Raw genomic sequence first — 16580 nt, forward strand, 5'->3', positions numbered from 1 at the left:
CCAGTCGCCCGGATCAGCTCCGCTCCACCCACAAGCCCGAAGACCCCCGAGAACCCCGCTCCACCCACTGGTGAGCCGCGGCGCCCCGTCGGTGAGGCAGCATTTATGGGTCCCTCGGTCCGGCGTCAACGGGCCGATCGAAAAAAGTTCCGCAACCCACCACACCGACATCACGGCGATGCGACAGCGCTCCTCCAGGGACGGGTGCGGGGCACGGGCGTGAAGAGCACCCTATCGCCTCAATCTGGACATGCTGGCCTCGGACATCCGACTCGTCGGTCACCCTTCGTGCCTCGAAGTCCCCTGTCGCTCGCGTTGCGTGAGTCTGGTAGGACGGAGCGGCGAAATCCGGTCCGAAGCGCCGACGCAGAGGAAGTCCGTGACGCGCGAGCGACTGAAGATCGGGGGAACGGCCGGGACGGCGAAGCAGCGCTCGCCGACGCTGCCGCGGGGCGTCGAGCCGCCGCTCAACCTCCTGGGTGCGGACGCCCGGCAGATCGACCGCCGCGACGTCAACCTGCGCTGGCTCTGTGCCAGCGCACTCACCGGCATCACCGGCGTGCTCCTCATGGGCGCGGCGATCCACGTCTCGCTGCAGGGCGAGGTGTCGCTCGCGGCCGTCTCGGACCGGCCGAATCTCGGGCCCCGTCCGCAGACGCGGGCTCCTTCCATCGAGGAACCGGGCATCGCCTCAGCGCAGAAGGGCGACCGGCTGGTGCGCAATCTGATGATCGCCTCGGCCAAGCAGAGCTTCCGCACCCCGGTGACGGTGCGCCTCGGCGACCGGGAGATCATCAAGGTCCGGCCTTTTGTCCGGATCTCGTCCAACCTGTCGATGTCGACGGGCGTGTTCGCCAGCGACATCCCGCGCTTCGATCCGATGAAGTTCGTTTCCGACGAGCCGCAGGAGCGTGCGCCCGATCCCGGCGCAGCGGACGCACCGGGTGCCGAGGTCACCGTCGTCAAGCGCGATCTCGCCGAAATTGCCCTCGATGCCGGTGCGCCCGCGCTGTCGGACGAGGACGTGACGGCCCAGATCGAGGAGGAGCGGCGCCTCGCGGCGGAAGCCGGTCGCCGCACGGCCCTGCCGCTGGCGCCGCAGATCCTGCTCTCCCGCACTCTGCAGCAGGGCTCCGCCTTCGGCGGATTCGGAGACAGCAACGGCAAGGGCAAGCTCGGCGAGGACAACAGCCCGTTCAAGTCGATCGAGGTGCTCGTCGTCCCCGAGAACGTGACGAAGCTCGCCAAGGTGGAACTGCGCTCCGGCGAGGCGCCGCTCGTCGAGGAACGCGATCTCGCGCTCAAGCGCGGCGAGACTCTCGACGGCGTGCTGAAGGCGACGGGGTACGCCTCCGATCCGGCGATCGCGGGCATCGTAACGGTGCTCGGCGGCAAGGCCAAGGTCGCGGCCCTGTCGGAGGGGCAGCAGTTCCGTGTCCAAGTCGCGCCCGGTCCGAAACCCGGCGACGGGCGACAGGTGACTCGGGTCGTGCTGTTCGGCGAGAGCGGGGTCCAGGCGATCGCCGCGATCAATGATCACGGGGCCTTCGTGCCCGTCGCGCCGCCTGTAGACGAGTCGCGGGGACGCGCTCGGGAGCAGCCCCAGGCCGAGTCGCCGGACGACGAGGATGAGGACGAGGGCAGCGGCCCGCGGCTCTACCAGAGCCTCTACGAGACGGGCGCGCGCCACGACGTGCCGCGCTCGACGATCGAGGACATCATCCGGATCTTCAGCTACGACATCGATTTCCAGCGCCGCATCTCCTCCGGCGACGGGATCGATCTGTTCTACACCTACGACGAGGAGGCCGGACCCAGCGCCGCCGAGCGACCGGAACTGCTCTACGCCGCGCTCAATCTCGGGGGCGAGTCGCGCAAGGTCTACCGTTTCCAGTCACCGGACGACGGCTCGATCGATTATCTCGACGAACAGGGCCGCTCGCTCAAGAAATTCCTGATCCGCAAGCCCATCGCCGACGGCATCATGCGCTCGGGCTTCGGCTACCGGCGCCATCCGATCCTCGGCTACGCCAAGCTGCACACCGGCGTCGACTGGGCCAACCCGATCGGCACCCCGATCGTGGCCGCCGGCAACGGCACCGTCATCAAGGCGGAGTGGGATTCAGGCTACGGCCGCCGGGTCGAGGTCCAGCACATCAACGGCTACGTCACGACCTACAACCACATGTCCCGCTTCGCCCGCGGGATCAGCGCGGGCAGCCGTGTCCGGCAGGGGCAGGTGATCGGCTATGTCGGCTCGACCGGCCTCTCCACCGGCGCACACCTGCACTACGAGGTGATCATCAACGGCCACTTCGTCGATCCGATGAAGATCCGCGTGCCGCGCGGGCGCGAACTCGACGGACGGCTGCTCGCCGAGTTCAAGCGCCAGCGCGAGCAGACCGAAGCGACGATGCAGAAATCGAAGACTGCCACGGCGATGGCGCAGCGCGACGCGATGCGGTGAGGCGACGAGCGAGGGCGGGTGCGGCGGGCGCCCAGGCCGACAAAGTCAGGACCGTCTGAGTCGATCGCATCGTGCCAGGCTCCCTCACGGTCGCCCGCCGCCTGTGACGCATTCCTGATGGGCCGATGCGGCACAAACCGCGGTGAGACACTGGATCAATCGACGGTTCCAAACCCGAGCATTGTCCGTACGTCTTCGGCCGTGATGCCACGGGCGCGCAGATCGGCGAGCGACTCGGAGCCCTTCGACTTGGCAAGCTTCTCGCCGTCCTCCGCCCGGATCAACGCGTGGTGATGATAGGCCGGCGCGGCAAGGTTCAGGAGATGCTGGAGCAGGGCGTGCAGGTCGGTGGCCGCCTCCAGATCCTGCCCGCGCACGACATGGGTGATCCCCTGCTGGGCGTCGTCGCAGACCACCGAGAGATGGTAGCTCGTCGGCACGTCGCGCCGGACGATCACCGCATCGCCCCAGCGGCCGGGATCGGCGGCGACGGTCTCCAGCACGCCGTCATCGGGCGAGAAGCGGCGGATGACGGGAGGCGCGGTGAGGGACCGGAGCGCCGCGGGCATGTCGAGGCGCCAAGTATGCGGCTCGCCCCGCTCGCGGCGGGCCTTCGCTTCGCCGGCCGACAGGTGGCGGCAGTTGCCGGGATAGAGCGGGGCTCCGTCGGGATCGCGCGGGACCGGTTCGCCGCGCGCCTCACGGGCCGCGACCTCGCTTATGATCTGACCCCGCGAGCAGAAACAGGGATAGATCAGGCCGCTCTCCGCCAACGCATCGCGCGCGGCGGCATAGTCCGCGAAATGTTCGGATTGGCGGCGGACAGGCGCCTCGAAGCGAAGGCCGAGCCAGTCGAGGTCGGTCAGGATGCCGGCCACGAATTCGGGCCGGGATCGGCCGAGATCGATGTCCTCGATGCGCAGGAGCAGGCGCCCGCCGAGGCGCTCGGAAATGCGGGCGTTCAGAAGCGCGGAATAGGCGTGGCCGAGATGCAGGCGGCCATTCGGACTCGGCGCGAAGCGGAGCACCGGCCCTCGTGCCCGCCTCGTCCTGTCAGGCAACCCGCCGATCACCACCCACGGAGCGTGGTCCCGGTCACGGCTCTCCGGCATTGCCCAGGCAGGTCACGGGACCGGGCGTGCAGGCGATGCCCGGCAGCGAGCAGGCGGTCTCCTCCCCGATGCGGCGGCAGACCTTACAGCCATCGCCCCACTCGGCGCAGCTCTGATCCTGTGCCGGATCCGATGCGGGAACCGGCGTCGGCGCGGCGTGGTGGGAGAGCCGAGGCGCCAGGGCTCCGATCAGGACGGTCGCGGCCACGAGGGCCACCACACCCCAGGTCACCCGGCGGTCGAGGCGGGCGGTCTGCGGATCGGGCGAGAGGTCAGCGGCCATGGCTGCGGTGTTCGCGCGGATACCGGAGGGCTGTCAACGCCGCCGGACCGGGCAGATCATGGTCGGAGACGGGGCCGGACTCTCGGCCGCCGCTCACGAACCTGTAGGCGTTGCACAAAAGCGTCACAGGCAATCTGTGCATGCGAGGCGGGAACTTCCGGCACGCTCGTTGCGATGACGCAAACCGGCAAACCAAGAAGCGACCCTGGGAGGAGAGACCCACGCCACCACGGAGCCCCACGCATGCTCTACGGCCTCTACTTCCTGACCTGCATGGTCGCGAACCCCACCCACTGCGTCATGCGGGTTCATCGCTTCAACGAGGATATCATCACCCCACAGCAATGCCTGTCGGTGGCCCAGCCGCAGATGGCGGCATGGCAGAACGTGCACGGCGATCGCTGGCGGGTCGCCCGTTTTCGCTGCGGCGCCCCGCCCCGGGATGACGGGACGCGGATCTGATCGTCCGCATCCCGCCTCTCCTGCGAGCCTACGCCGCCGGCTTCGCGGGATTGCCGGCCAGCGCCGCGGCGACGGCACGGGCGAAGGCCACCGGGTCGCGGGGCGTATCGCCGTCCTGAACACGGGCCAGGTCAAGCAGTGTGCCGGCCTCCGCCTTCAGATCCTCGCCGGCCTCGGCCCGGTCGTTGAGCGACCGGATCAGGGCGTGGCGCGGATTGATCTCCAGGATCGGTGCGGAACCGCCGAAGCCGCGGCCGGCCCGGCGCAGCAGGCGCTGCATCTGGAGGTCCGGCCCCATGCCGGAGGCGGCGAGCACAACGGCGCTGTCGACGAGGCGGTCGGTGGTGCGCACATCGGACACGTCCGGCTCCAGCGCGAGCTTGAGGGCAGCCACCAGCTTGTCGACCGGCGGCGCCTCAGCCTGCTCACCCTCGGGCTTGAACTTCGAGAGATCGGCCGCGCCCTGCGTCACCGAGCGCAGAGGCTTGTCCTCGAATTTGGCCAACTGCTCCGGCCAGAAAGCGTCCACGTGGTCTGAAAGCAGCAGAACCTCGATGCCGCGGGCACGGAATCCCTCGAGCTGGGCGGAGTTCTTGAGCGCCTCCACGTCGTCGGCGACGAGGTAGTAGATCGCCTCCTGCTCCGGCTTCATCCGCGACACGTAATCAGGCAGCGAGGTCCAGCCCTCCTGCGTGGAGGAGCGGAAGCGCAGGAGCGGCGCGATCTCGGCGCGGCGCTCGAAATCCTCGTAGATGCCTTCCTTGAGCACAGATCCGAAGTTCTCGAAGAATTTCTGGTACTCGTCCGTCTTCTCCGTGTTCTTCGAGCGGCTCGACAGCTCGTTGATGACACGGGTGGTCACGGCGCGGCGGATCTTCTGAAGTGCCGGGGTGGATTGCAGCATCTCGCGGGAGACGTTGAGCGGCAGGTCGTCGGTATCGACTACGCCGTGGACGAAGCGTAGCCAGTTCGGCAGCAGTTCGGCCTCGTCGGTGATGAACATGCGTCGCACGTGCAGCCGCACCTTGGAGCGCCGGTCGTCCTCCACCGCCATGAACGGCTTCATGCTCGGCACGAACAGGAGCCCGGTGAATTCGAGCGCGCCCTCGGCCCGCCAGTGCAGAGTCGCCCAGGGCTCGTCGAAGCCGTGGCTGACGGTGCGATAGAACTCCTTGTACTGCTCTTCCGTGATCTCGGATTTCGGCTTGCGCCACAGGGCAGTGCCGCGGTTGGCCGCCTCCTCCTTGCCCTCCGCGTCGCGGATGGCGATCGGCACGGCGATGTTGTCGGCCCATTTGCGCACGACGTGGTCGAGCCGGTAGCTCTCCAGGTACTCGTCGGCATCCTCTTTCAGGTGCAGCACGATATCGGTGCCGGCCTGCTCGCGGGCGGCCGGCTCCAGGGTGTAGCTGCCCTTGCCGTCGGAGGCCCAGGTCCAGGCCTCGTCCGAACCTGCCCGGCGGGAGGTGACGGTGACACGATCGGCCACCATGAAGGCCGAGTAGAAGCCGACGCCGAACTGCCCGATCAGGCTCGGGCGCAGATCCTCACCGCCCTCACCCGTCTTCGTCTCGCCGAGGGCCTGGGAGAAGGCGCGGGTGCCGGAGCGGGCGATGGTGCCGAGATTCTGGGCCAGATCCTCCTTGCTCATGCCGATGCCGGCATCGGAGATCGTGAGCGTGCGCGCCGCCTTGTCGGGGGCGATCAGTACTCGGGCGTCGGAGGGAAGCGCCAGAGCCTCATTGGTCAGCGCCTCGAAGCGGCGCCGGTCGGTCGCGTCGGCGGCGTTGGCCACCAATTCCCGCAGGAAGATCTCGCGGTCGGAATAGAGCGCGTGGACGACAAGATCCAACAGGCGCCCGACCTCGGCACCGAATTCGTGCCGTTCCACCGTCTCGCTCAAGAGCATGCCTCCGCAGTTGGAGCGCCTCGGAACACGCCCGCGACGGCGCGGCGGGCCGGTCCCGGAGGACACTCGAAAAAGCGGGGGCGATATGCCCATGACGGAGCGGCAATTCAATTCCCGCACGCGGGGGCTCGCCACGAAAAATTCGCGCTTCAAAGGTGGCTGCGCTGAGGTGGGTGCCGGCTCGCCCTGAAAGGTCACGGCAAAGCATCGATCCAGGGGTATCATCCGGCCGGCCGGATCAAGTTAGCTCCCGGCGATGCCTGGATCGTTTTCGAAAAATGTCGAACATCGGCGGCTGACCATCAATCGATGCCATCCTCGGCCGTTGCACCCGCAGCACGATCATCGAGCCGGATCACGTCACGCCGGCCGGCGACGACATGGCTCCCCTTCACGAGCAAGATGCGAGATCTTCGGACGGCCCCTCACATCACACGGCGCGAATATTGACATATAGCTTTTTGTGTAAATTTTGCCGGTTTACGAATTTTAGAGGCGTCCAAAATCACAATTGAGAGATCAGCTTGCCGGACACGAGAAACAGACTATGCGCTCGCCGAATGCTTGGTTCTCCCGTCTCTCGATCGGTCGCCGGCTGGTCCTCACCCTCGGCATCGTGATCGGCTGCCTGCTCCTGATCAACGCGGAGAGCTTTCACGCGGTCACCAGCATCGCCGGGAACGGGCGCGAACTCGGATCCAGCGTCCTGCCGAGGATCCGCTATGCCGGCAAGCTGCGCGGCGATGTCATCGACGTCCGGGTCAGCGTGCTCAACCACATCCTTTATTCCGAGGCCGAGCGGATGCGGAAGGAGGAAGAGGCTCTGTCCGGCAAGAGTACTCTGGTTGCGGAGGGGATGCGTGCCTACGAGCCGCTGATCAGGAGCGTGCGCGAGCGCGAATTGTTCGACACGTTCCGGCGCGAATGGCAGGGCTATGTCGGAGCCGTTCCCGCGGTTCTGGACGCGTCGCGGACCGGGCGGAAGGATCTCGCCCTGCGCGAGAACCTCAACACCGTACGGCCTCGAATCAAGGCGGCCGCCGAAGCCCTGGATTCGATCGTCGCCCTCGACAACGCCGCCGGCGACGCCACCGTGTTGCAAGGAGAAGCCACGGCCTCGGACGCGTTCGCGCTCATGCTCATGCTGAGCGTCGCTTCGCTGGCTTTTGCCGTGTTCCTCAGCGTGGTGATGGTGCGCAGCATCGGCGCGGGCCTGCGTGCGGTGCTGGAGCCGATGCGCCGGCTCGCCGCCGGGGATTTCTCGGTGACGATCTCGCATCAGGGCGAGCCCAACGAGATCGGCCAGATCGCCGACGCCGTTCAGGTGTTCAAGGAGAGCGGCCTCGAAGCGCGGCGGCTCGCGGCCCTGCAAGCCGAAGCGGATGCGGCCAAGATGCGCCGCGCCGAGCTTCTCGATCGGATCACCCGCGGCTTCGAGGCGAAGGCCGGCAGCTTCACGGAGGATCTCGCCGCGGCGGCGAACGAGATGGAGGCGACGGCCGCCTCGATGACGGACATCGCCGAGCGGGCAAGCCGCCAAGCCGTCACCGTCTCGGCCGCTGCCACGCAAACGGCCGGCAACGTCCAGCAGGTGGCGGCCGCGACCGAGGAACTCGCGACCTCGGTGCAGGAGATCGGCGGGCAGGTGACGCGATCGACCGAGATCGCCGCCACGGCCGTCGCCCGGGCACGGCAGGCCGACGGCATCATCCGCGACTTGGCGGCCAGCGCGGATCGGATCGGCGCCGCGGCGAGCCTGATCTCGGGCATCGCGGCGCAGACGAACCTTCTCGCCCTCAACGCCACCATCGAGGCCGCGCGCGCCGGCGAGGCGGGACGGGGCTTTGCCGTGGTGGCCGCCGAGGTCAAGCAGCTTGCCGATCAGACAGCTCGGGCGACGCAGGAGATCTCGGAACGGATCGGCGCGATCCAGTCCGCCACGACCTGCGCCGTCGATGCGATGCAGGGCGTCGGCCGGACGATCGACGACATGTCCGGCATCACCACGCACGTAGCGGCCGCGATCGAGGAGCAGAGGACCGCGACGCAGGAAATCGCCCGCAACGTGCAGCAGGCAGCCCGTGGGACCGAGCAGGTCACCGCCCATATCGATGCGGTGCGCCAGGGAGCGGGCGAGACCGGCTCGGCCGCCACGCAGGTCCTCGGCACCGCTCGCGTTCTGGCGGCCCGCTCGGACAATCTCAGCCTGACCGTGCAGACCTTCCTGGCGGAGGTGCGGGCGGCGTGAGCGCGCCCGGGACCGGACAGCGGACCCGGGACGAGGCGCGCGATCGTCTGGCCGGCGCCCTCTCTCCGGACAATCCGGCAGCGGCCGTCGGGATGATCCGTCAGGCGGCCAGCACCGTCGGCGATGCCAGGCTCACGGCCGGGACCGCCTCGATGCGCTGATGCACGGTGTCGAACGCAGTGCGAATGGCTTCCACCGCATCTTCAACGGCGACCAGGGCGGCGAGCTGCACATTGCCTTGAATTTCGCCGGCCCGGCGCGCCGCGAAGACAATAGAATGCTCGAGCCTCAACAATTCTTCTTCCGCGGTCGCGTCGGAAAGGCGGGCCAGACGCTGAAGCGCTGCTTCCAGGGCATAGCGCAAGACAAGTGTTCTCACGCGATCCTGAAGGATCGCCCGGTCGTTCTGCTTCATGTGCGGAGATACCTGCCGATTCGCGAGGATGATCATGTCACCCCGCCTGCATCGGCGCAGTTCCTTTTCTGCAACATTTGCAAAAAGGCAAGAGCTGCGGCGGAACTGTTTCGGATTTCGGGAATCCGGCGATGTCGGCGGCACCGGAAGCCGGCCGCGCGACCGGCGAATGCCGGGCCTGCATCGGGACTGGGAGCGTGGCGGTTGCCCTTCGCGCTCACGCGTGGTCCTGATCCTGCACTCGGCCCCGCTGTTCCCGACCTCAGGTTTCGTCAGAGTTCCTTCATGCCCGATACGCCCGTCTTCGCCCATGCGGCCGTCGCCGCTCCCCACGCGCTGGCGGCTTCGGCCGGGCAGAACGTCCTGGCGCAGGGCGGCAACGCCATCGAGGCGATGGTCGCCATGGCCGCCGCCATCGCGGTGGTCTACCCGCACATGAACGGCATCGGCGGCGACGGCTTCTGGCTGATCCGCGAGCGGAACGGCCGGGTGCGCGGCATCGAGGCCTGCGGGCCGGCCGGCCGGCTCGCCATCCGCGCCCGCTACCTTGAGAAAGGCTTTGAGGCGATCCCCTCCCGCGGCCCCGACGCGGCGGTGACGGTCGCCGGCACGATCGGTGGATGGCGCCTTGCCCTCGACATGGCCCGTGCCTTCGGCGGCCGGCTGCCCCTCGACGCGATCCTCGCCGACGCGATCCGCCACGCCCGCGCGGGCTGCCCGGTCTCTGCCTCGGAAGCGCGCTACGTGCCAAAGGAACTCGACACGCTCCACGACGCACCGAATTTCTCGGCAACCTACCTGAACGAGGGCAAGCCCTACGAAGCGGGCGCGATCCGGGCGCAGCCCAAGCTCGCCGACACCCTGGCCCAGCTCGTCCATGCCGGGCTCGACGACTTCTACCGCGGCGATATCGGCAGGGAGATCGCAGCCGACCTGGAACGCCTCGGCGCCCCCGTCACCCGCGACGACCTCAAGGCCTACGCGGCCAAGGAGCGCCCCCCCCTGACCCTGCGGCGGCGCGACGCCACGCTCTACAACTTCCCGCCGCCGACCCAGGGGCTCGCGGCGCTGATCATCCTCGGGATCTTCGACCGCCTGAATATCCGCGAGCCGGAGAGCACCGCCCATTACCATGGGCTGATCGAGGCGACGAAGCGCGCCTTCGCGATCCGCGACCGCTTCGTCACCGATTTCGACCGCCTCAAGGGCGACCCGGCCGCCTTCCTCGATCCGAAGCGCCTCGACCGCGAGGCTGCGCTGATCGATCGAGGACGCGCCGCGAGCATCCCGGTGCGCTCGGGCGAGGGCGACACGGTCTGGATGGGCGCGATCGATCGCGACGGCATGGCCGTCTCCTACATCCAGTCGGTCTACTGGGAATACGGCTCCGGCACGGTGCTGCCGACCACCGGCATCTGCTGGCAAAACCGCGGCATGTCCTTCTCGCTCGACGCCAACGCGGTGAACCCGCTGGAGCCGGGCCGGCGCCCGTTCCACACCCTGATCCCGGCAATCGCCGCCTTCGACGACGGACGGGTCATGTCCTACGGCTCCATGGGCGGCGACGGGCAGCCGCAGTTCCAGGCCCAGATTTTTTCGCGCTACGCCGATTACGGGATGTCGGTGGCCGACGCGGTCGACGCGCCGCGCCTGCTCTACGGCCGCACCTGGGGCGCCGAGTCGCTCAGTGTGAAGGTCGAGGACCGCTTCGATCCGGACTGCATCGCGGCGCTCCGTCGGCTGGGCCACGATATCGAGGAACTGGGCGGCGCCTATATCGATTCGCTGGGACATGCCGGCATGCTGGTGCGCCACGCCAAGGACGGGCGGATCGAGGCGACCCACGATCCGCGCTCCGACGGCGGCGCGGCGGGACTTTGAGCTGAAACGCGGCTTGCCCCGCGCATCGTGGGCGGTACCCTTCGCGCAAACGCCCGCCCGACAAGCGGGCGCGACGGGAGGAGCAATCCTTGGCCCACTTCATCAACGACCGCGCCGGGCTCGTCACTGACGCTATCGACGGGCTCGTCGCAGGCAGCGGCGGGGCGCTGGCACGGCTCGACGGCTACCCCGAGATCCGCGTCGTGCTGCGGGCCGAACCCGAGCGGGGCCAAGTCGCGGTCGTCTCCGGCGGCGGCTCGGGGCACGAGCCGGCCCATGCGGGCTTCGTCGGGCCAGGGCTGCTCGCGGCGGCAGTGTGCGGCGACGTGTTCGCCTCGCCCTCCGTTGATGCGGTGCTCGCCGGCATCCTGGCGGTGACGGGCGAGGCGGGCTGCGTCCTCGTCGTGAAGAACTATGCCGGCGACCGGCTGAATTTCGGCCTTGCCGCCGAGCGCGCCCGGGCACTGGGCCGCAGGGTCGAGACCGTGCTGGTGGCCGACGACATCGCCCTGCCGGATGCGGCCCGGCCGCGGGGGCTTGCCGGCACGCTCCTCGTCCACAAGGTCGCGGGCCACACCGCCGCCTCCGGCGCGTCGCTCGCCGAGGTGGCGGCGTTGGCTCGGCGCACGGCCGGTGCGGTGCGCACCCTCGGCATCGCCGTCTCCACCGCGACGATCCCCGGCTCCAGGCCCGAGGCGCGTCTGGAGGAGGGCCAGGCGGAACTCGGCCTCGGTATCCACGGCGAGCCCGGCATCGAGCGCATCGACCTGCCCCGCGCGAACATGCTTGCCGAGCGCATGACCAAGCGCTTTCCCGATCCCATCGCGGGGGCCGACAGGCTCGCGCTGCTCGTCAACAATCTCGGCTCGGCCACCGCCTTGGAGATGGCGGTGCTGACGAAGGCGGTGCTCGCGACCGAACTCGGGAAGCGGGTGCGACTGCTCTTCGGCCCCTCTCCGGTCATGACTGCCCTCGACATGCACGGCGCCTCCCTCACCTTCCTGGCGCTGGACGACGCCATCGAGGCGGCCCTTCTCTCCGAGACGCCGGTCGCCGCCTGGCCGCGCGCACGGATCCTACGCGAACCGAGCGTCCAGCCGCTACCGGAGGGGCTGGTCGGTGGGCCGGCACCGACACCCTCGCGGGATGCGGCCGTCGCCGCGCGGATCGAGGCGGTGGGCCGGGCACTGATTGCGGCGGAAGCCTCGCTCAACGCCCTCGACGCGCGGGTCGGCGACGGCGACACCGGCTCGACCTTTGCCGAAGGCGCCCGCGCCGTGCTGGCCGATCTCGACCGGCTGCCCCAGGCCGAGCCCGCCGCGCTCTGCCGGGCGCTCGGCGAGCGCCTTGGGCGCGCCACGGGCGGGTCGAGCGGTGTGCTGCTCTCGATCTTCTTCGCCGCCGCCGGCTCGGCGCTCACCGGGGGTTCGGACTGGGCGAAAGCCTGTGCCGCCGGTGTGGAGCGGGTGCGCGAGATCGGCGGCGCCGGACCCGGCGATCGCACGATGCTCGACGCGGCGATTCCGGCAATCGAAGCGCTGGCGGCCTCCGGTCTGGGCGCGGCGGCGCAGGCGGCCCGCGCGGGCGCCGAGGCGACCGCAGAGATGGAGCGGGCCGGCACCGGCCGCTCAAGCTATCTCGCCAGCGGTGACTTGAAGGGCCATCCCGATCCCGGCGCGGTTGCGGTGGCGATCGCCTTTGAGGCACTGGCCTCTGAATCGAGGTGAGACGATCGACGATGAGCACCCTGAACCAGGACCAGAGCGACTACTGGAACGGCGAGGTCGGGCAGCGCTGGGCCGCCCACCACGAGGCGCTCGATACCGCCTTCGCGCCCTTCACCGAGGTCCTGTTCGCCCGCGCCGCACTCACGCCCGGCGACCGGGTGCTCGATATCGGCTGCGGGGCGGGCGACACCGCGCTCATCGCTGCGCGGCAGGTCGGGAGCGGCGGCCACGTCACCGCCGCCGATCTGTCGGAGCCGCTGCTGGCCGTCGGTCGCGAGCGAGCGGCGCGGGAGGAGCCGGGCGCCGCCCCGATCGATTGGGTGCGGGCCGACGCCCAGGATCACGCCTTCGGCACCCGCTTCGATCACGCCCTCTCCCGCTTCGGCGTGATGTTCTTCGAGGATTCCGCCGCCGCCTTCGCCAACATCCGCCGCTCCCTCGTGGCAGACGGGCGGCTGAGCTTCCTCTGCTGGCGAAGCATGGCGGAGAATGCCTGGGTCACGCTGGCACGGGACGCGGTTCTGCCGCTCCTGCCCGAGGCCGAGGCGCCGCAGCCCGACGCACCGGGCCCCTTCCGCTTCGCCGCGCCGGAGACGCTTTTGCCTATTCTTGAGGCAGCCGGTTTCCGCACCATCGCCTGCGAACCGGTAGATCGGCTGATGCGGGTCGGCGAGATGCCCGAGGCGGCGGCCGACTTCGTGGCGACCCGCGGTCCCATCGCCCGCCTGCTGCGCGAGCGAGAGCCGGCCGTAAAGGAAGCTGCCTTCAAAATCATCACGGAGCTTTTTACCCACCGCTTCGGGTCCGGCCCCGTCGAACTCGGCGCCGCCTGCTGGCTCGTCACCGCCCGAACCTGAGGTTCGTTCCTGGCACGCCCCTTGCTGAGCCCCGGCGCCGCAAGGGAGTGAATGATGCATGCAATTTCCGATCGGACGCGGTGGATCCAGCTCGGGCTCGGTCTCCTCGTCATGATGACGATCTCCAGCCCGCAATATGTCTGGACGCTGTTCGTGAAGCCGTTCCAGGCCACCACCGGCGCGAGCCTCGCCGCCGTGCAGGTCGCCTTCACGATGCTGATCGTGCTCCAGACCTTCTTCTCGCCGGTGCAGGGCTGGCTGATCGAGCGCTTCAGCGCCAAGGCCATGATCGCGTTCGGCGCCGCCCTGTCGGGGCTGGGCTGGGTCGCAGCCTCCTACACCGACACGCTGTGGGGCCTCTACGCAACTTACGGTTTGCTCTGCGGGCTGGGCACCGGCATCGTCTATGTCGGCGTCATCGGGCTGATGGTGCGCTGGTTCCCCGACCGGCGCGGCTTCGCGGCCGGCGTCGTGGCAGCGGGCTATGGCATGGGCGCCATCGCCACTACGTTCCCCATCACCGACATGATCGCGGCCTCGGGCTACCGCCACACCCTACTGGTGTTCGGCGCGATCATGGCGGTCGTCGGCTTCGTCGCGGCGCTCGGCCTGCGCACGCCGAAGGCCGGTGAGACCCCCACGATCCCCGCCGAAAAGGTCGCGAGCGCCGCCCGCGACGTGGCCCCGGCTCAGATGCTGAAGACCCCGCTATTCTGGCTGATGTTCGCCATGATGGCGATGATGTCGACCGGCGGCCTGATGGTGGTCGCGCAGTTCGCCGCTTTCGCGCGTGAGTTCGGCGTCGCCGACGCGATGGTGTTCGGCTTCGCCGCGCTGCCCTTCGCGCTCACCTTCGACCGCATCACCAACGGCCTGACGCGGCCCTTCTTCGGCTGGGTCTCGGACCATGTCGGCCGCGAGAACACCATGGCGGTCGCCTTCGCCCTGGAGGCGGTGGCCATCGGCCTGCTGCTGATGTTCCGAGAGAACGCCTACGCCTTCGCGCTGCTCTCGGGCGTCGTGTTCTTCGCCTGGGGCGAGATCTTCTCGCTGTTCCCCTCGACGCTCACCGACACCTTCGGCACAAAGCACGCCACCACGAACTACGGCTTCCTCTACATGGCTCAGGGCGTCGGCTCTCTGCTCGGCGGCCCCGTCGCCGCGCTGATCCACGACGCGGTCGGGAGCTGGGTGCCCGTCTTCGGCATCGCCATCGTCCTCGACCTCGTCGTAGCCGCGCTCGCCTGGTTCGTGCTCAAGCCGGCCCGCCGCGCCTATCTCGGCGTGCCCGGTCCGGCCGTGCCGGAGATGGCCGCGCCGTTGAGTGTCCGTCCGGCAGTGTGAGGCCGAAACGCACCGATCAGCCCCTGGCCGTCCAGGCCGGGGGCGCGTAACGAGGTCCGCGCGACGGCTCTTCCGTCATCGCGGACCTTTTTCATGCACACGATCCTGCGGCAGCCCGCTCCGTGTCCCCTGCCGTGACGGCCCCGCTGTCCCCCGCGCCGGGCCGCGCACCCTGGCTCGCCATCGTCGGCATCGGCGAGGACGGACGGGCCGGCCTCTCACCCGCCGCCATCGCTGCCCTCGACGGGGCGGACGTGATTTATGGCGGGCGCCGCCACCTTGCCCTCGCCGCTCCGCTCACCGCCGAGACTCGCGCGTGGCCGAGCCCGATCACGGATGCCTATCCCGGCATCCTGGCGCGGCGGGGCCGGCCGACCTGCATCCTCGCCACCGGCGACCCGTTCCATTACGGCATCGGCGCCGAGATCGCCCGGCTGGTGCCGGCGGCCGAGATCCGCGCCTTCCCGCAGCCCTCCGCCTTCAGCCTCGCCGCCGCCCGGCTCGGCTGGTCCCTGCCCGGGACCGCCTGCCTCACCCTGCACGGGCGCGACCTTTTCGGCATCGTGCCGCATCTCCAGCCCGGCGCCCGCCTCCTCGCCCTGTCCTGGGACGGCGCGACGCCGGCCGCGCTCGCCGCGCTGCTGACCGAACGCGGGCTCGGCCCCTCGCGGCTCATTGTGCTCGAAGCGATGGGCGGTCCGAACGAGCGGGCTCGCGAGGCGCGGGCGGACGGCTTCGACCTGACGGAGATCGCCGCCCTCAACACCCTCGCGGTCGAGGTGGAAGCGGCACCCGGCGCCCGGATCGTCCCGCTGAGCCCCGGCCTCGACGATGCGTGGTTCGAGAATGACGGCCAGCTCACCAAGGCGGAGATCCGCGCGGTGACGCTCGCGGCCCTGCGCCCGCGGGCCGGCGAGACCCTGTGGGATCTCGGCGCCGGCGCGGGCTCGGTCTCGATCGAGTGGTGCCTGCGCCATCCCGCCAATCGGGCCGTCGCGGTGGAGCGCCGCCCGGACCGGGCCGAGCGGATCACCCGCAACGCGAAGACGCTCGGCGTCGATGCCCGCGTGGAGGTCGTCGTCGACGCCTCGCTCGCGGCTTTGCCCGCCCTCCCCTCCCCTCGGGCGGTCTTCGTCGGCGGCGGCGTCGCCGAACCGGGCCTGCTCGCCGCCTGCCGGGACGCGCTGCCGCGCGACGGCCGCTGCGTCGCCAACGCCGTCACCCTGGAGGGCGAGGCGGCCCTGCTCGCGGTTTTCAGTGAGGCTGGCGGCGCGCTGCGCCGGCTCTCCGTCGCCCACGCGGCGCCGGTCGGCGGCCTCACCGGCTGGCGCCCGGCCATGCCGATCACGCAATGGGTCTGGACGAAGCCGTGAGCCCGCCCCGCGTCGTCGCCGGTATCGGCTTCCGCCGGGCGACGGCGGCCGCGGAGATCGTCGCCCTCCTGAACCGGGCACTTGCCGAGGCCGGGCTCCCATCCGAACGGCTTTCCGCCATCGCCACCGCCTCGGACCGGGCCGCCGAACCGACGGTCCGCGAGGCCGCAGCCGCCTTCGGCCTCGCGCCGACGGCGCTCGATGCGGCGGCCCTGACGGCGACGGATGCGCGGGTCGTGACCCGCTCGCCCCGGATCGAGGCGAGCCGCGGCGTCGGCTCGGTAGCGGAGGCGGCCGCTCTGGCCTGCGCCGGCCCGGAAGCACGCCTCCTCCTGCCCCGCATCACCAGCGGGGGCGCCACCTGCGCCCTCGCCGTCACGGACCAAGCATCAGGCTTCCCCTGACCGAGAAGGGGCCTGGCCTGCCCGGCGCGAAGGGACCGTTCACACAGCTCGAGCCAACATGGGACCGCACAATGAGCCTTGGCGTCGCGATGCTCGGA

At 69.8% G+C, this 16580-nt stretch carries 13 protein-coding genes; 9 read left to right on the plus strand and 4 right to left on the minus strand.

Translation table 11 applies throughout. From position 1 onward, the window contains the following. Window positions 1–379 precede the first annotated feature (379 nt). Window positions 380–2467 (plus strand): M23 family metallopeptidase, encoded by a 2088-nt coding sequence (locus FHU13_RS14795; protein WP_183436634.1) that lies wholly within the window; start codon window positions 380–382, stop codon window positions 2465–2467. A 155-nt stretch (window positions 2468–2622) separates the two neighbouring features. Here FHU13_RS14795 and gluQRS read toward each other — a convergent pair whose 3' ends face one another. Beyond that, on the minus strand, window positions 2623–3495 hold the full coding sequence (gene gluQRS, locus FHU13_RS14800; protein ID WP_312889592.1) for a tRNA glutamyl-Q(34) synthetase GluQRS: 873 nt from the start codon (window positions 3493–3495) through the stop codon (window positions 2623–2625). Window positions 3496–3562: 67 nt separating this feature from the next. Then, a complete protein-coding gene (locus tag FHU13_RS14805; RefSeq protein ID WP_183436636.1) occupies window positions 3563–3862 on the minus strand; it encodes a hypothetical protein in 300 nt (99 codons plus the stop codon). A 243-nt stretch (window positions 3863–4105) separates the two neighbouring features. Here FHU13_RS14805 and FHU13_RS14810 point away from each other — a divergent pair, with 243 nt between their 5' ends. Beyond that, window positions 4106–4324 carry a hypothetical protein gene (locus FHU13_RS14810; RefSeq protein ID WP_183436637.1) on the plus strand — a complete coding sequence of 73 codons (219 nt, stop codon included), beginning with the start codon at window positions 4106–4108 and terminating at the stop codon, window positions 4322–4324. A 28-nt stretch (window positions 4325–4352) separates the two neighbouring features. Here FHU13_RS14810 and htpG read toward each other — a convergent pair whose 3' ends face one another. Beyond that, window positions 4353–6227: a molecular chaperone HtpG gene (gene htpG / locus FHU13_RS14815; RefSeq protein ID WP_183436638.1), complete on the minus strand. Its 1875-nt coding sequence runs from the start codon at window positions 6225–6227 to the stop codon at window positions 4353–4355. Window positions 6228–6780: 553 nt separating this feature from the next. Here htpG and FHU13_RS14820 point away from each other — a divergent pair. Beyond that, window positions 6781–8481, plus strand: coding sequence for a methyl-accepting chemotaxis protein (locus FHU13_RS14820; protein WP_183436639.1), 1701 nt, complete (start codon window positions 6781–6783; stop codon window positions 8479–8481). A gap of 100 nt (window positions 8482–8581) precedes the next feature. On the opposite strand, the gene FHU13_RS14825 is transcribed toward FHU13_RS14820, so the two are convergent. Next, window positions 8582–8896, minus strand: coding sequence for a hypothetical protein (locus FHU13_RS14825; protein WP_183436808.1), 315 nt, complete (start codon window positions 8894–8896; stop codon window positions 8582–8584). Between the two features lie 285 nt (window positions 8897–9181). Between FHU13_RS14825 and FHU13_RS14830 the strand changes: the two genes are divergently transcribed. The 6 genes from FHU13_RS14830 (at window position 9182) to FHU13_RS14855 (ending at window position 16482) form a co-directional block, all read left to right on the plus strand. Next, window positions 9182–10777 carry a gamma-glutamyltransferase family protein gene (locus FHU13_RS14830; protein WP_183436640.1) on the plus strand — a complete coding sequence of 532 codons (1596 nt, stop codon included), beginning with the start codon at window positions 9182–9184 and terminating at the stop codon, window positions 10775–10777. Between the two features lie 89 nt (window positions 10778–10866). Next, window positions 10867–12504: a dihydroxyacetone kinase subunit DhaK gene (locus FHU13_RS14835; protein ID WP_183436641.1), complete on the plus strand. Its 1638-nt coding sequence runs from the start codon at window positions 10867–10869 to the stop codon at window positions 12502–12504. A gap of 11 nt (window positions 12505–12515) precedes the next feature. Beyond that, complete coding sequence (locus FHU13_RS14840; RefSeq protein WP_183436642.1) at window positions 12516–13361, plus strand: class I SAM-dependent methyltransferase; 846 nt, start codon at window positions 12516–12518, stop codon at window positions 13359–13361. A gap of 54 nt (window positions 13362–13415) precedes the next feature. Continuing rightward, window positions 13416–14705 carry an oxalate/formate MFS antiporter gene (gene oxlT / locus FHU13_RS14845; protein WP_183436643.1) on the plus strand — a complete coding sequence of 430 codons (1290 nt, stop codon included), beginning with the start codon at window positions 13416–13418 and terminating at the stop codon, window positions 14703–14705. Window positions 14706–14839: 134 nt separating this feature from the next. Next, window positions 14840–16078, plus strand: a complete 1239-nt coding sequence (gene cbiE, locus FHU13_RS14850; protein ID WP_183436809.1) for a precorrin-6y C5,15-methyltransferase (decarboxylating) subunit CbiE — start codon at window positions 14840–14842, stop codon at window positions 16076–16078. After that, entirely contained in the window at window positions 16057–16482 is a 426-nt protein-coding gene (locus tag FHU13_RS14855) for a cobalamin biosynthesis protein (RefSeq protein WP_183436644.1), read from the plus strand. Before cbiE ends, FHU13_RS14855 begins: the two co-directional genes overlap by 22 nt. Window positions 16483–16580 lie beyond the last annotated feature (98 nt).

Origin of the sequence: Methylobacterium sp. R2-1, from assembly GCF_014191355.1 — a bacterium.
Lineage (GTDB): Bacteria > Pseudomonadota > Alphaproteobacteria > Rhizobiales > Beijerinckiaceae > Methylobacterium.

Coding starts and splice junctions, on each gene's coding strand:
- FHU13_RS14805 (WP_183436636.1), bottom strand. CDS start 3,862: ATGGCCGCTGACCTCTCGCCCGATCCGCAGACCGCCCGCCTCGACCGC.
- FHU13_RS14810 (WP_183436637.1), top strand. CDS start 4,106: ATGCTCTACGGCCTCTACTTCCTGACCTGCATGGTCGCGAACCCCACC.
- FHU13_RS14820 (WP_183436639.1), top strand. CDS start 6,781: ATGCGCTCGCCGAATGCTTGGTTCTCCCGTCTCTCGATCGGTCGCCGG.
- FHU13_RS14825 (WP_183436808.1), bottom strand. CDS start 8,896: ATGAAGCAGAACGACCGGGCGATCCTTCAGGATCGCGTGAGAACACTT.
- FHU13_RS14830 (WP_183436640.1), top strand. CDS start 9,182: ATGCCCGATACGCCCGTCTTCGCCCATGCGGCCGTCGCCGCTCCCCAC.
- FHU13_RS14840 (WP_183436642.1), top strand. CDS start 12,516: ATGAGCACCCTGAACCAGGACCAGAGCGACTACTGGAACGGCGAGGTC.
- oxlT (WP_183436643.1), top strand. CDS start 13,416: ATGCATGCAATTTCCGATCGGACGCGGTGGATCCAGCTCGGGCTCGGT.
- FHU13_RS14855 (WP_183436644.1), top strand. CDS start 16,057: ATGGGTCTGGACGAAGCCGTGAGCCCGCCCCGCGTCGTCGCCGGTATC.